Below are 14,141 nucleotides of genomic sequence, written 5' to 3'. Positions count from 1 at the left end.
GAGCTCGTCGCCCGCTCCGAGGCGGACCTGCTCGACATCCGCAACTTCGGTGCGAAGTCGATCGACGAGGTCAAGGCGAAGCTGGCCGGCATGGGTCTGGGCCTCAAGGACAGCCCGCCCGGGTTCGACCCGACCACTGCCGTCGGCGCCTTCGACGCGGAGGACGACGGGGACGCCGGGGACGCCGGGTTCGAGGAGACCGAGCAGTACTGACAGCTGCGCTGGGCGAGTCGCCAGGGAGCCGGGAGGGCAAGAGGAGCCGGGTGAACGGTGCGACGGTGTCCGCGTGCTCGGCACGTTTGTGACATCGCGCGCTGCCCGGCCCCTTGGGCACCCGGGCATTGCACTGCAGACCTCACCGGCTCACGCTGCTCGATGCGGCCGTGGGTCCGTTGACTCCGGGGCAACGGGAGCCTGCGGGGTTGTCCGACGGCGGCAAGTCCAAGGGGCCGGAACCTCAGTCCTTCAGATGCCGCAGTGGCACGGACCGGCACGGACCCCCACACTCCGGCCGCTGCCATCGGGGAGACGGCACATGCGGCTTGCCCGGCGCAGGACCACCGGCCGGTCGGCGACTGACCGACGCCGGAACCTGCGTGAGGGACGGGCCTCGCAGGCGTGACCTTCGTGCAGGGTGCGCAGCCGGACGCCGGTCACGAGGCTGTGCGGGCCCGCCGTGATCGAGCAGGGCGGACCTGGCGCACGTCGGAGTTGCAACTGCGCTGCGGACGCAGGGGCTCAGCCGACCGGACTGTCGGCCCGACCCCGGTCAGCGTTTGATGCCTACGCCCGCCAGCAGGCTGATCTCGGCGTCCGTGGGCTCCGTCCCGTCGGCGGGACCGTCGGGCCGCCAGCGCTGGCAGCAGATGATGCCGGGTTCGATCAGGTCGAGCCCGTCGAAGAAACGGCGGACGTCGCCGTGCGATCGGAACTGCACCGGAGACCCGGACTTGGTGTAGACCTCCGCGACCTTGTTCCAGGTCTCGGGGTCGAAGTCGGGCGTGCAGTGGTTCATGGCGAGGGCGCTGCCGGCCGGGAGCGGGTCGAGCAGCCGGCGGATGATGGCGTACGGGTCGTGCGGGTCGGTGATGAAGTGCATGAGCGCGTTGAGGGAGAGGGCGATGGGCTGGTCGAAGTCCAGGACCTCCGAGGCTTCCACGGCGCTCATCAGCGCATCGGGGTCGGTGGCGTCGGCCTCGACGTAGGCCGTGCGTCCCTGCGTCGTGCTGCGCATGAGGCGTTCGGCGTACTTGAGGACGAGGGGGTCGTTGTCGGCGTACACGACGCGGGCATCGCGCGCGACGGACTGGGCGACCTGGTGCAGGTTGGGCTCGGTCGGAACGCCCGTGCCGATGTCCAGCCACTGGCGGATGCCGTGCTCCTGCGCCAGCACACGGGTGGCCCGGTGCATGAACGCCCGGTTCTCGCGGGCGGTCATGTAGATGCCGGGGTGGGCCTTGGCGGCGACCAGGGCCGCCTCCTTGTCGATCTCGAAGTGGTCCTTGCCGCCGAGGAAGTAGTCGTACATCCGGGCCGAGTGCGCCTTGGTCGTGTCGAGATCCCGGCCGGCCTGCCTGGTGGTCATGTTCTCCCTTTCAGGTGTGTGTCTGTCGGCCCGCAGGCCAAGGACGGGACCGGTGTCGTCGTCCCCACTGCTGCCGGCCGCCGGTTCACCCGGCGGCCAAGTGATCGGCCATGCCCTGTTTGACCCCGCGGACGAATGCGGCGATCTCCTCCGGCGTGTAGATCAGCGCCGGCCCGGCCGGGTCGGTCGACTGCCGTACGGCCACGCGGCCGTCGGCGAGCTGCTTCGCCTCCACGCACTGACCGCCGTTCGGCCCGCTCCACGGGCGCTCCCATCCGTGCTCCCCGAGATCGCGGGCCGGCATCCCGTTGTACACGCCCTCGTCGGTGATCGTCATGAGTACTCCTTGCGCATGCGGTTCAAGAGCGCCCTGCTGTCCTCTGACGACGTCAGCAACGCCATGCGGGAATGCGCCTCGAGATGCGCGACGACGTCCGCGCGCTGGTCCAGATAGACGGAGGCGGACAGGAGTTCGCTGTAGACGATGTCCGGCAGCTCGGGTTCCTCGAACCGGAAATAGGTGAAGGGGGCGCACGCCCCGACATGGGCGCCGGCGGTGAACGGAACGATGTCGATGCTGATGTGTGCGAGCTCGGACACGTCCAGGAGGCGCTCGATCTGCTCCCGCATCACGTCGGGGCTGCCCACCGCCCGGTGCAGGACGGCCTCTTCCATGACCACCCACAACGTGGGTGCGTCGTCCCCCTCCAGCAGGCTCTGGCGGCGCAGTCGCAGCTCGACGCGGCGTGCGAGCTCCTCTTCACTGCCGTTCGGCAACCCTCCGCGCAGCACGGCGCGGGCGTAGTCGGGGGTCTGCAGAAGGCCGGTGACGTACTGGGGTTCATAGGTGCGCAGGGTCTTGGCGTCGGTCTCCAGGCTGACGTAGGCGGTGAACCAGCTGGGGACGGCGTCACGGTAGGAGTGCCACCAGCCGGGCTCATTGGCCTGCTCGGCCAGTTCGACGAACTCGTCGATCTCCTGGCGGTCCGCGCCGAAGGTCTCCAGGAGCTTCTCCACGTAGAGAGGCTTCAGCGCGACTTCGGCCTTTTCCAGCCGGCGGATGGTCAGGGTCTTCACGCGCAGTGCTTTCGCCGCGTCCTCCAGCGAGGCACCGGCGCCGAGTCGCATGTCCTGCAGCCGACGGCCGAGGATCATGCGCAGGACTGTCGGTGCGCTGGTGCTGGAACGGGCCTCACTCACGCCCAACCTCCTGATGTTTCATCAACATCACCATTCTGGCAGTGACTTGATGACGACGCCAGGGTGATACCCGCGCTGCTGAAATTATCAGGGAGTCGGTTGCAGCGTGATAGCGATCACGCGCATAGTTGTCATGTGAGCGGTCAAGTCACAGCTCTGACGCAGCATCCGGCCCGGACGGGAGGCGTGATGCTGATGCCGTCGTCGGCACCCCACCGCAGGGCGCCTGCCTCGGCACACGCCTCTCACCGCTCGAGCTGCAGCCCGCATCCCCACTCCGCGCCCGCCCCCCGGAGGGCACTGGAAGGCGACATCCGTGACTCTGCCCACCCCCTCAGCCCCGGCTTCGACCCCCGCCTTAGCCCTGACCGTGCCTCGTCGGGAGTACTGGTTCGGCCTGCCCGCCCTGCGCACCAGCGCGAGATCCGCCCGCGACACCGTGCGCGACCGGCTCCGTGCCTGGAAGGTGCCCGGCGAAGCTCTGTGCGACGCGGTTCTGTTGGTCTCCGAGCTGACCACGAATGCCGTACTCCACACCGACAGCGGTCATGTCCTGTGTGTCCTCACGCTGACCGGCGACGAGGGGCGTCTGCGAATCGAACTCCACGACGACGGCCGCACCCCGGTCGGCCCTCCCGGGAACCACGCCGGCCCCGGCGACGAGAGTGGGCGAGGCCTGTTCCTCGTCCAGCAAATCGCGGACCGCTGGGGCTCCGCACGCTCGACACGGGCCGAAGGCAAGGTCGTCTGGGCGGAGTTGACGGCTCACGCCTGACGCCATGGGCGCCGGCCGTCGTCGAATGTGGCGCCGGCCCCGGCAGCGACAGCCCGGATGCAGCGTGGCCGGGCCCGGCCTGCTGTGCACCAGAGCAGTTGCAGTTTCCCCGTCCAACGGCGGAGAACGAAGTCGGCACCGTACGGCCCCGCTACGTCCCCTTCACACGGCGAGGAACCCCATCTCCTCGATCCACCTACAGAAGGCGCCCATGACCCCCCACAGCGAAACCGCTCCTCCTGTCGTGCTGTACGTATGCGCCGACCGAGCCCGGGGCGCGCCCGGGTCTGCCACGCAGTGCGCGCAGACGGAAGGCCACGCGTTCGCCCAGGAGCGCGGACTGGCGATCGCCGAGGTCGTCACCGACACGTACGGTGAGCCCGACCCGGCCCAGCGCCGGGGGTGGCGGCGTGTGAGACAGCTGGCACAGACAGGACACGTCACCGCAGTGCTCGTCCGCTGGCCCAGCGCCATCGCCCCGGAGTCCGCGCACGAACTCCGTCACCGCGAGACCGCCTGGCTCCACGACCACGGCGTGCGCGTCCAGTACACCTGGGCGCCCTTGACGTCGAGGAGCGACGAGGTCTGGTGATCCCGCTCGGCGATCTCCAGATCTTTGACGCACCTGGCCAGTGACGGCAGCCTTGAGGCAGTCAAGTCGCCGTCCACTGGCGGTTCTGATGACTCCACGACAGCGGGGTGACGCCCCACAGCTGATCACGGTCGTGAATCGCATCCGTTTTCCTCGGGTCGGAGGCCGTGTTCGAGCCGGAGCCGACCGACCGTTCCGGCGTATGCAGGACCTCTGACACCGCCGCCGTCCGCCATGTGACGGCCTCCTGCACAGAGCCGTGGGCTGCCGGAGTGCGTGAGTCCGCACCCCGCGATACCTTCGAAATGCGTGTGTTCCGCCCACACCGCTGCGTCGTTGCCCCTGGGCAGCCTTCGACATCGGCAGAGGAACGGAATCCCATGAGACAGCACCGCCTCCATGCGGCGGCTGCCGGGGCCGCTCTGGCCTGTCTGGCGGCGTTCGGCCCGATACCGAGCAGTGCGGCCGGCCCACTCGCTCGCACTGCCGGGCCCGGCCCGGCGGGTTCGGCACGGTTCGTGCCCGGTGCCTGTCCGAAGACACCCGAGCCGATCGATGCCCTGAGCACGGCACGCTGCGGGCACCTGGAGGTCCCCGAGAACCGTGGCCGGACCATCAAGCTGGCCGTCGCCGTCATCAAGGCCGCCTCGGCCAAGCCCTCCGCGGACCCGGTGGTGTTCATGGCAGGCGGCCCCGGTGGCGACACCTTCGACGACATTCCCATCCTGGTCGACTCGGGTCTGAACAAGGACCGCGATCTGATCATCATGGCCCAGCGCGGAAACCTCTACGACCGGCCCAACCTCACCTGCCCTGAGATCGACCGGTTCAACGCGCAGGCCGTCGGTCTGGGCTACGACTCGGAAGCGGCACAGCGGCTCATGCTGGACGCGGTGAAGAAATGCCGGGACCGCCTGAAGGGGGACGGGGTCGATCTGAGCGCCTACAACACCACCCAGAACGCCGCGGACTTCGCCGACCTGCGTACGGCACTGGGCATCTCCCGGTGGAACGTCTACGGGTACTCCTACGGCTCCGACCTGGCCCTCACCTACCTGCGCCTGCACCCCAAGGGGATCCGCGCGGTGGCGATCGACTCGGTCACACCTCCACAGAGCGCGATCCTGCCGTGGGGCTGGAGCAGCGCGCATGAGGGGATCGGCAACATCCTGGAGGCGTGCGCGGCCGAGCCCCGTTGCAAGCGCCGCTACCCGGACCTCGCCCCCACCCTGACGGAGCAGGTACGCAGGCTGGAGGCGAAGCCGCTGACGCTGAAGGCCAAGCCGCCCAAGGGCGGAGACCCGGTGAAGGTCGTCCTCGACGGGGGCGCGGTGCTGAACCTGCTCGTCGCCAACGCCGTCAAGGCCAAGGACGTCCCGGCGGCGATCGACGAACTCAGCCACGGACGTCCTGGCCGCTTCGCGCGGGCCCGTGCGGCCGACTCGGTCGCGGCCGTCGGCGTGACCGCGCACGGGCTGACGGAATCGGTGGCGTGCGGCGAATGGGCGCCGGGCTCTTCGGAATCCGACGTGCTGAAGGAGGGGCGCCGTGCCTTCCCCGGCCGGCCCGAAACGGTCCTGGCCCAGGTGCCGCAGCTGCCCTTCCAGTACGACGTGTGCCGGCTCTGGCATGTTCCGGACCGCGCCGCCGTCCAGCGGGTGGCCACCACCAGCGCGGTGCCCACGCTCCTCGTCTCCGGGACGTTCGACGCGAAGACCGGGGCGAGTTGGGCGAAGGGAGCGGCCCGTACGCTGTCCCGCTCGACCTCCGTGGTCATCCCCGGAATCACCCACTGGGTGGTTCCCCAATCGCCCTGCGCCCAAAGCGTGCTGGCCTCGTTCCTCGCGCGTCCGACCGCGCCCGACACCGGTTGCGTGGCCGGGCTCACGCCGCAACCGTTCACGATCACCCCGAAGTGACCGGGAGGACAGATGGCTTCCCACCAGGCGCCCCGCCGTCGGCGCACCGTACGACGGATCCACGCCGCCGCGGTCGGTGCGGCGACCGGGCTGCTCGTCACCGGCCTGCTGGCCGCGCCCGCCCAAGCGCGGGACGACACCGGAGGGCCGATCGGAACGACCGCAGGCAAGGCGGGTCGCGCCCGCTATGAGCCGGGCGCGTGCCCGAAGACGCCCGAGCCGATCCCCGAACTCAAGGGGGCCCGCTGCGGGACGCTCACCGTTCCCGAGAACCGCGCCGAGCCGGACGGTCGACGGATCGAGCTCGGCGTCGCGATCGTGCCGGCACTGGCAGCCAAGCTCAAGCCCGACCCGATCGTGTGGCTGGCCGGCGGACCCGGCGACGACGCGGTCGGCGAGGCGAAGATGGCGGTCGACGGCGGCCTGAACCGCGACCGGGACGTGATCCTCATGTCCCAGCGGGGCACGTACTCGGCCACCCCGAGGCTCACTTGCCCCGAAATCGACAGGTTCAACGCCCGTGCGGTCGGCCTCGTCTACGACGCGCCGTCCACCGAGCGACTGCACGTCGAGGCCACGAAGGCCTGCCGCGACCGACTGGCGGCCCGCGGGAACGACCTCAGCGCCTACAACGACACCGAGAGCGCAGCCGATTACGCGGATCTGCGCGCCGCACTCGGCGTCAAGCAATGGAACCTGTTCGGCATCTCGTACGGGACCGACTTGGCGCTCATCTACATGCGCCTGCACCCGGAAGGACTCCGGTCGGTCGGCATCGACGGCATCCTGCCGCCGTCCAGGGCAGGATCGGCCGCGACCTGGAGCAGCGCCCGGCAGGGCTTCGACGGCCTGTTCAAGGCCTGCGCCGACCAGTCCGCGTGCAACCGCCGCTATCCGAACCTGTCGGCCACCTTCGACCGCCTGGTGCGTGAGCTGGAGGCCAAGCCGGTCACCACCACCGTCACCGTCCCCGGCCACGCGAAGCCGGTGAAGGTCGTACTGGACGGCGGAGCTCTGGTGAACTGGATGACCTCCGCCACCCATGTGGCACCCCAGGTCCCCCTGGCCCTCGACGAGCTGGCCCACGGCAAGCCACAGCGGATCGCGCGGCAGTGGGCGGGCGGCAAGCTCAGCCCTCAGGCCGTCGGAAGGGTCGCCCACGGGCTTGCCTACGGCGTCTTCTGCAGCGAGTGGACGCCGTACGAGAGCGAGGAGGAGGCGCTCCGGGGCGGGCAGGAAGCGTTCCCGACGTTCCCCGGATCGGTGCAGGCCCAGGCTCCACAGCTCACCTTCCTGCGCCCGGACTGCGACATGTGGAACGTTCCGGCGGCGCCCCGCTCGATCCGGGACGTCACACGCAGCGACATTCCCACGCTCGCCATCTCGGGCGGGTTCGACTCCCAGACCGGCGCGGACAACGGGCCGTACGTCGCCCGCACACTGAGCAAGGCCAAGGTCGTCACCGTCCCCTACGAACCCCACGTCGTGTTCGCCACGTCGAAGTGCGCGCAGCAGATCACCCTTTCGTTCTTCAACGCCCCGACCGCCCCGAACACCGGATGCCTCAAGGACCTCAAGCCACCCCGGTTCGAGATCGGCCACTGAAGGCGGAGGGCCGCGCCTGGCTCTGCGACTGATCGACCACCTGCCGCACCACAGGTGCGCCGAGCGGGTCGGGCAGCACGTCAAGCCGTATGCGCCCGGAGCCTCCTCAGGCTTCTCCCGTAGGCCTCACCTGTTGCTCGGACAGCGAGGTTCCGATGGTGTCGGCGCACCCGGGGCGCCCGCCGTCGACGACCCGTCACGCAGCAACCGGCGAGACTGCCTCGGCGGCCTCATCCATGCATACATACAGGTGGCACAGGGCGACAGGGTTGTCGGCACGCGCCGGCTTCGACGACATCGAACTCGCCGGCCCCCTCCAGCCCGGCGTCACCCTCGTCGCCCAGGATGCCGCCGGCCTCGGCCGCACGACCGCCGAACGGCTCCTGTGTCGGGGGAACTGCCGCCGGTGGACTGAAACACGCCGGGATCGGGCCCTCTATGAGGACGGCCTGTGGTTCCTTACGATGACCGCGTACCACTCACGATGACCGCGCACTCGTCATCCCAGGGCAGCCATCCGACGGCGAAAGGCCTGACGGCACAGTGGACGATCGTACGCTCGAGGCACTTGGTCTTTCCGAAGCCCCCCGTGAGCACCCCCTCCTCTACCCCGGCGCCTGGCCGACGGAATCCGGTCTCCTGCATCAGAACCGGTTCCTGCGCCTGAAGGCCATGGAGAACCGGCGGCTCGCCAAGTGGATGGTGGAGCAACCGCCCGGTGGTTTTCGCGAGGGCAAGACGGGTGACGGCGCGGTCCCCCTCAACTTCGCCCTGATGAGCGCCAACCAGCCCCTGGTCGGCGACCGTTTCCCCGTCATCTCTGTCGGCTCCAATGCCTGCCCCGCCCAACTGCGGCACAAAATGGAGGGACTCGGGATCTCATCCACGATCCCCATGGTGAAGGCGCGGGTGACAGGGATCGGTATTGGGGTCTCGGCATACGTCAGCCCGCTGGGCTATGTGTCCTCGTCGCCGTTCCACACGCCCGGGCTGAGCCGGGACCTGTTCATCACCTGGCTCGACGCAGCCCAGCTGGAGATCGTCGACGCCAGCGAGGGAGTGTCCCGTCCCGACGGCGAGTACGACCGGGTGCTCCTGCCGCCCGAGGACTTCCCGATGGCACTGGACTCGGGTGAACTTCTCGGCGGCGCCTACCTCTACGTGCATCGCTACGGAGTCCTCCGTGACGGCTCCGGGAACCCCCGTCCGCATCCCGGCGAGTACCAGCTCCTCAGCGATCTCCTCTCAGAGTCCCGTCAGCTCAGAGAGTGGTTCGGGGACACACCCGAGGAGTTCAGCTCACGTGCCCGCGGGAACGAGCAGCTCTGCGAGAAGGGCACCCGCCTGTTCGCCGACGAGGGACGGCTGACGGACTCGGGACTGCGCCAGTACGTCACCGCCGAGCCGGCCAGCACGGTGTACGACGACATCCACCCTGCCAACTCCGTCCCGACCGGGGCCTATCGCACCGGGCGCACCCCGGACGCCTTCGACCAGCGCGGCGCCGGCGTCGTCCGATTATCGAGCGCGGTCTCAGCCGCCCTGGGTGCCCCCCAGTTCGCCATCGTCCAGAACGCCCAGATCCCTGCGGCGCGCCACGAGCGTCTCGGCGCCCTGGCCACGGTGATCGTGGCCGAGGACATACCGGCCCAGGAGACGCGCAGGGTCGAGGTCGATCATTCGCTGCGCGTCGGAGTCGGTCTCGAACCGGGCGAGGCCGTCACCGTGCGTGCCGCGCATCTGCCCCACTCGCGGAGCAGATGGAAGGACACGCTCTTCGGCCACGCCAACTATGTGACCTGCCGTGTCCAGGACGGCGACCGGGCCAGTGCGGAGCAGGAGGTGTGCCTGCTGGACACGCTGACGCTCGAACTTCTCGGCGTCTCCAGCGGGGACGAGGTGGTGCTGGAGGGCTTCCCCTACGAAAACGGCACGGTGCCCGTGCTCCAGCTCAAGGCGATCCGCACCAGCGAGGAAGTCCAGGAGCGCCGCAAAGAGTTGCACGGCGGCGACATGACGAGCCGCTATCCGAGTTCGCTGGACGCCTTGGGGACCTTTCCGGACCTGCCCTGGGTGTTCCTGGACCGGCGGCTGTGGTCGGGGCTCGGGCTGGACGGCCAGTGGCTGGCCACCGTGCGCATCCGGTGCAGTCGCTCCTACCAGCTCAAGAAGGAACTCCGGGAGATGGTGTTCCTCCTGGGCATTGCGTTCATCGGCGTGGTGACGGTGCTCAAGAGCGTGGTCTGGCAGGCGGCCAGCCTCGTCGTGCTCGTCCTCCTCGTCGGGTTCGTGGTGAACGTACGCCTGCGCGGTCGGCTCAATCAGCGGGCCCGGCGGATCGGGCCCAGGCGGACGTGAGACGGCGCGGGACGCACTCGCGGCTCGGGAAACCGTGCCGTACAGACTGCGGAGCAGGAGTGACAACGCGAACCGGTGGTGGCGGCTGTGACAGAGCCTCCACGTGGTGCCCGCGCTACGGGGCCGAGACCGTCGGGTCGCACCGTCGCGTCGACTCTGTCCCGTCGGGATTTCCGGATTCCGGCAATCGGCCCTACCCCACCGTCAAGAAGGCATCAACTGTGCGCTAGAAAGGCGTCAGGATGTCGGCAGGGACACGGGGACAGTGGATGACCGAGCGTGGGCAGGCCATACCGGAGCAGTACCTGGACGGATTCGCCGCCATGCTTGCCGACGCCGGTGCGACCGGGCGTCGGCTGAACCGCGACGAACTCGCCTCGCGGCGTGACCTGGGGGAGCGGGCAGCGGAGGCCGGCCTGGGGCTGCGTGCACTGGTCGGCGCGCATCTGGTGTTCGCCCGTGCGCACGTGGGTGGTGGTGTCACGCTGGACAGCGTGCTCGGCGCCCTGGAACAGGCCGTCGACGCCTTCGCCGAGGGCTACGAGCGCGCCCAGCGCCTAGCCGTGCGCCAAGAGGAGGCGGCTCGGCGGGAGTTCATCGACGACCTGCTGTACGGGCGCAGTGACCTCGGGTTGCTCGCCCAGCGCGCGGAACGCTTCGGGCTGCGGCTCTCGTACGCGCACGCCGTGGCGGTGGCGCAGGGCCAGGTCGCGTACGACGCGGGTGACGCCGTGCCGCGGGATGTGGAGCGGGCGCTGATCTCCCGGTTCGGTGACCGGAGCATCCTTCTGACCACCAAGGACGGCCGGCTGGTCTGCATCGCGCCGGGCGACCAGGACGAGGTGCTGGCGTTCTTCGCGAAACAGGCGTACGCGGCCACGGACGGCGGCCGTGTCGCCATCGGCCGCGCCCAGCCGGGCCCCGGCGGCGTCGTCCAGTCGTACGAGGAGGCACTGGGCGCCCTCGAGCTGGCCGAGCGGCTGGATTTCGACGTCCCCGTCCTGCGCTCGGCCGACCTCCTCGTCTATCCGGTCCTCACCCGCGACCGGCAGGCCATGGCAGACCTGGTCACGACGACGCTCGGTCCGCTCCGTGAGGCGCGTGGGGGTGCCGGACCGTTCATCGAGACTCTCGCCGTCTACTTCGACTCCGGCTGTGTCGCTGCCGAAGCAGCCCGCCGCCTGTCGCTCAGCGTGCGCGCCATGACGTACCGCCTCGAACGCATCCACAAACTCACCGGGGCCGATCCCGCCGACCCCGTGCACCGCTACACGCTGCAGACCGCTGTCATCGGCGCCCGGCTCCTCGACTGGCCCGCTCAGCCGCTGTGACGCGCTTCGGCGTCATGGTGTGGGCAAGGTGCCCGAGGCGCCGAGGAGTTCGTGCAGCAGGTGGGAGGCGGTGATCACGCCGAGCAGGTGGGTGCCGTCCTTCGCCTTCTCGGCCACGGCGACCAAAGGGCTGCGGACCTGGGCCATGAGGGCGGCGACCTCCAGCGCGGTGTCGTCCGGGGCGGCGACCGGCGGCGGTGTGACGTCGCGCGGGAGGCAGTCGGCGACGGTGCGGCCGCGCAGTGCCTGGCAGAGCCGGTCTGCGTGCTTCTCGTCCACGACGGCGGCGAGGGACGGGTCGTCGATGATGTACGGGGGAAGCAGCACCTTGATCAATTGAGAGGCGGGCAGGATCGCCCGGGGCGCGCCGTGCTCGTCGAGGACGAGAAGGCCGGGGAGTTTCTGCTCGGCCATGAGACGGGCAGCTTCCGTGGCGTCGCTGTCGACGCCCACGGATTCGTAGGCGACCGCGAGGTCTCGTGCGCGCACAGCCTGCTCCTCTGGTTGTTGCGTGGTGTCCACCAGGGTCGTACCTCGAAGATGTCGCGGCCAGAGCCTTGATGGGAAACATACGCGGACGGGTGCGCGGGGCGTGCCGGTCAGCGGTTCGGGGCGCTGCGGCTCAGTCCAGGCGGGTGCGGCCCCCGATGGTTCTCGGGCGGCGCAGAGTCGGGTTCAGGTTCGGCTTCGGGTTCAGGTTCACGCTCACATTCAGGTTCAGGTTCAGGTTCAGGTTCGCTTTCAGATTCGGGTTCGGCTTCCGGTTCGGCTTCAAGCGAGTGCGAAGTAGCGCAGCCACACGTACGCCGCCGAGATGGCCACTGTGACGGCGGTGACGATCAGGCCGTACTTGGTGAACTGCCAGAAGGAGATGGGCTGCCGGTTGCGTTCGGCGATACCGAGGACGACGACGTTGGCACTGGCGCCGATCGCGGTGGCGTTGCCGCCCAGGTCCGCGCCGATGGCCAGGGCCCACCACATGACGTGGTCGCCGGTGCCGCCCATGTCGTGGACGAGGTCGGCGGTGATCGGGGCCATGGTGGCGACGTAGGGGATGTTGTCGATGATGCCGGAGAGGACGGCGGAGGCTCCCAGCAGGACCATGGTGCCGCCGAATTCGTTGCCGCCGATGACGTCGGCCAGCGCCTTGGAGATCTCGCCGATGACGCCGGTCTCGATCAGTCCGCCGATCATGATGAACAGGCCCGCGAAAAAGGCGAGCGTGGGCCACTCGACCTCGGCGAGCACTTCTCCGGTCTCCACCGTGGAGATGGCGACGAGCAGTCCGGCGCCGAGCAGGGCGACGATGCTGGGTTCGTAGTGCAGCACGGGATGCAGGACGAATCCGGCGACGACGAGCGCGAGGACGATCAGTCCCTGGACGAGCAGGCGCGGGTTCTTGATGGCTTCGCGTTCCTCCAGGTCCATGATTTCCGCGGCGCGTTCCTCGTCGTAGACGAAGGATTTACGGAACATCACCCGGCACAGCAGCACGAGGACCACCGTCAGTGCGGCGGAGAGCGGGGCGAGATGTACCAGGAAGTCGTTGAAGGTCAGGCCGGCGCGGCTGGCGATGATGATGTTCGGCGGGTCACCGACCAGGGTGGCGGTGCCGCCGATGTTGGACGCGAACACCTCGGCGATCAGGAAGGGGGCGGCGGGCAGCGCGAGCCGTTCGCACACCAGAAGGGTGACCGGGGCGATCAGCAGGACCGTGGTGACGTTGTCGAGCAGGGCCGAGGCCATCGCGGTGATGACGATCAGCATCACCATGACCCGGAAGGGTTTCGCCCGGGCCTTCTTCACGGCCCAGATGGCCACGTACTCGAACATGCCGGTCTTCTTGAGCACGCCGACGATCATCATCATGCCCATGAGCAGGAAGATGACGTTCCAGTCGATGCCGGATCCGGTGGAGTAGAACGCCGACTTGTCGTCGGTCGCACCGATCGCCAGCATGAGCGCCGCGCCGCCGAGCGCGGCGGCGACCCGGTGGATCTTCTCGCTGATGATCAACGCGTACGCGCCGACGAAGACGGCGATCGCGGCCCAGCTGTGCCAGTCGTTCACGATGCTCCGATGAGTCGTTCCATCAGGTGGGCCGCCTTGCCGGCGCCCACCGTCGGCAGGTCACCGGACAGCTGCGGGGTGAGCAGCGCGCCGGATACCAACAGGGCGGTGAAATGGTGGAGTTCGGTCAGTGACCCGCCCAGCGGCTCGAACACCTTCGTCTCCGGTGAGCGTGCGCCGGGCACGGCACGTGCGGAGAACGCCGCGAGGCAGGGGTTGAATGTCGCCGGGACCGTGCGGGCGGCGAGACCCGGCAGGAGGACCGCGATGAGCGGTGCGACTCCGAATACCGTGACCAGAACCATGGCCGGTGCCCCCGATCAGCGAAGAGACTTGTCCCCTATCGCCGACCAGACTTCCCGGCACACCGGGAGGAACCTTACAGGTCCTTAACGCGGCCCTGACAGTCTCCTGGCGTGCAGTGCAAGGGGTGTGTGCTTGCCGGGGTCCGGCAGCACTGCCAGACGTGGCGGGACCTCAGTGCGGGTCGGTCACGTACTCCGTAGAGGACGCCGACCCCGAGGCACCGGTGCTCCGCACGCCGCGCGAGCGCATCGCAGACGCGGGATCCGGGCCGGTCCGGTGCGTCGGGACCGACGGGGGTGGATCGCGTGGGAAGGGTGGCCCTGGACGGGTGGCCCGGGGAGTGGCCGAGGCCGTGGAAAACACGGTCGGCCCCTGGTCCGCGACGGTGCCGTCCTCGGCG

Annotated in this window: 14 protein-coding genes and 1 pseudogene; 8 read left to right on the top strand and 7 right to left on the bottom strand. The window is 69.3% G+C overall.

All coding sequences use genetic code 11. From position 1 onward, the window contains the following. On the top strand, positions 1-213 hold a 213-nt coding region (locus tag ACZ67T_RS28560), incomplete at its 5' end, for a DNA-directed RNA polymerase subunit alpha C-terminal domain-containing protein (RefSeq protein WP_469987851.1). 556 nt (positions 214-769) lie between these two features. On the opposite strand, the gene ACZ67T_RS28555 is transcribed toward ACZ67T_RS28560, so the two are convergent. The 3 genes from ACZ67T_RS28555 to ACZ67T_RS28545 all read right to left on the bottom strand — a co-directional run bounded on the left by ACZ67T_RS28555 (position 770) and on the right by ACZ67T_RS28545 (position 2,785). After that, positions 770-1,585: an SAM-dependent methyltransferase gene (locus ACZ67T_RS28555; protein WP_469987850.1), complete on the bottom strand. Its 816-nt coding sequence runs from the start codon at positions 1,583-1,585 to the stop codon at positions 770-772. A gap of 85 nt (positions 1,586-1,670) precedes the next feature. Beyond that, positions 1,671-1,922 carry a DUF397 domain-containing protein gene (locus ACZ67T_RS28550; protein ID WP_469987849.1) on the bottom strand — a complete coding sequence of 84 codons (252 nt, stop codon included), beginning with the start codon at positions 1,920-1,922 and terminating at the stop codon, positions 1,671-1,673. Further along, positions 1,919-2,785, bottom strand: a complete 867-nt coding sequence (locus ACZ67T_RS28545) for a helix-turn-helix domain-containing protein (protein ID WP_469987848.1) — start codon at positions 2,783-2,785, stop codon at positions 1,919-1,921. Before ACZ67T_RS28545 ends, ACZ67T_RS28550 begins: the two co-directional genes overlap by 4 nt. Positions 2,786-3,101: 316 nt before the next feature. Here ACZ67T_RS28545 and ACZ67T_RS28540 point away from each other — a divergent pair, with 316 nt between their 5' ends. From ACZ67T_RS28540 to ACZ67T_RS28510, 7 genes and pseudogenes are all read left to right on the top strand, one after another. Beyond that, positions 3,102-3,560: an ATP-binding protein gene (locus ACZ67T_RS28540; protein ID WP_469987847.1), complete on the top strand. Its 459-nt coding sequence runs from the start codon at positions 3,102-3,104 to the stop codon at positions 3,558-3,560. 211 nt (positions 3,561-3,771) lie between these two features. Continuing rightward, entirely contained in the window at positions 3,772-4,152 is a 381-nt protein-coding gene (locus tag ACZ67T_RS28535; RefSeq protein ID WP_469987846.1) for a hypothetical protein, read from the top strand. 380 nt (positions 4,153-4,532) lie between these two features. Continuing rightward, positions 4,533-6,071 carry an alpha/beta fold hydrolase gene (locus ACZ67T_RS28530; RefSeq protein WP_469987845.1) on the top strand — a complete coding sequence of 513 codons (1,539 nt, stop codon included), beginning with the start codon at positions 4,533-4,535 and terminating at the stop codon, positions 6,069-6,071. Positions 6,072-6,083: 12 nt separating this feature from the next. Then, positions 6,084-7,676, top strand: coding sequence for an alpha/beta fold hydrolase (locus ACZ67T_RS28525; RefSeq protein ID WP_469987844.1), 1,593 nt, complete (start codon positions 6,084-6,086; stop codon positions 7,674-7,676). A 275-nt stretch (positions 7,677-7,951) separates the two neighbouring features. Continuing rightward, positions 7,952-8,059, top strand: a pseudogene (locus tag ACZ67T_RS28520) (LacI family transcriptional regulator); the annotation flags it as partial. A 160-nt stretch (positions 8,060-8,219) separates the two neighbouring features. Next, positions 8,220-10,034, top strand: a complete 1,815-nt coding sequence (locus ACZ67T_RS28515; protein ID WP_469987843.1) for a hypothetical protein — start codon at positions 8,220-8,222, stop codon at positions 10,032-10,034. A 269-nt stretch (positions 10,035-10,303) separates the two neighbouring features. Further along, positions 10,304-11,365: a PucR family transcriptional regulator gene (locus ACZ67T_RS28510; protein WP_469987842.1), complete on the top strand. Its 1,062-nt coding sequence runs from the start codon at positions 10,304-10,306 to the stop codon at positions 11,363-11,365. Positions 11,366-11,377: 12 nt separating this feature from the next. Here the strand turns inward: ACZ67T_RS28510 and ACZ67T_RS28505 are convergent, their stop codons facing one another. The 4 genes from ACZ67T_RS28505 to ACZ67T_RS28490 all read right to left on the bottom strand — a co-directional run bounded on the left by ACZ67T_RS28505 (position 11,378) and on the right by ACZ67T_RS28490 (position 13,740). Next, a complete protein-coding gene (locus ACZ67T_RS28505; RefSeq protein WP_469987841.1) occupies positions 11,378-11,854 on the bottom strand; it encodes a CBS domain-containing protein in 477 nt (158 codons plus the stop codon). 133 nt (positions 11,855-11,987) lie between these two features. Further along, positions 11,988-12,140, bottom strand: a complete 153-nt coding sequence (locus ACZ67T_RS28500; RefSeq protein WP_469987840.1) for a hypothetical protein — start codon at positions 12,138-12,140, stop codon at positions 11,988-11,990. Next, positions 12,137-13,435, bottom strand: coding sequence for an ArsB/NhaD family transporter (locus tag ACZ67T_RS28495; protein WP_469987839.1), 1,299 nt, complete (start codon positions 13,433-13,435; stop codon positions 12,137-12,139). Before ACZ67T_RS28495 ends, ACZ67T_RS28500 begins: the two co-directional genes overlap by 4 nt. Then, positions 13,432-13,740, bottom strand: coding sequence for a hypothetical protein (locus tag ACZ67T_RS28490; protein WP_469987838.1), 309 nt, complete (start codon positions 13,738-13,740; stop codon positions 13,432-13,434). Before ACZ67T_RS28490 ends, ACZ67T_RS28495 begins: the two co-directional genes overlap by 4 nt. Between the last annotated feature and the right edge of the window lie 401 nt (positions 13,741-14,141).

This window comes from Streptomyces sp. NPDC107517, assembly GCF_055582645.1.
This window is presented reverse-complemented; position numbering and strand designations above follow the sequence as displayed.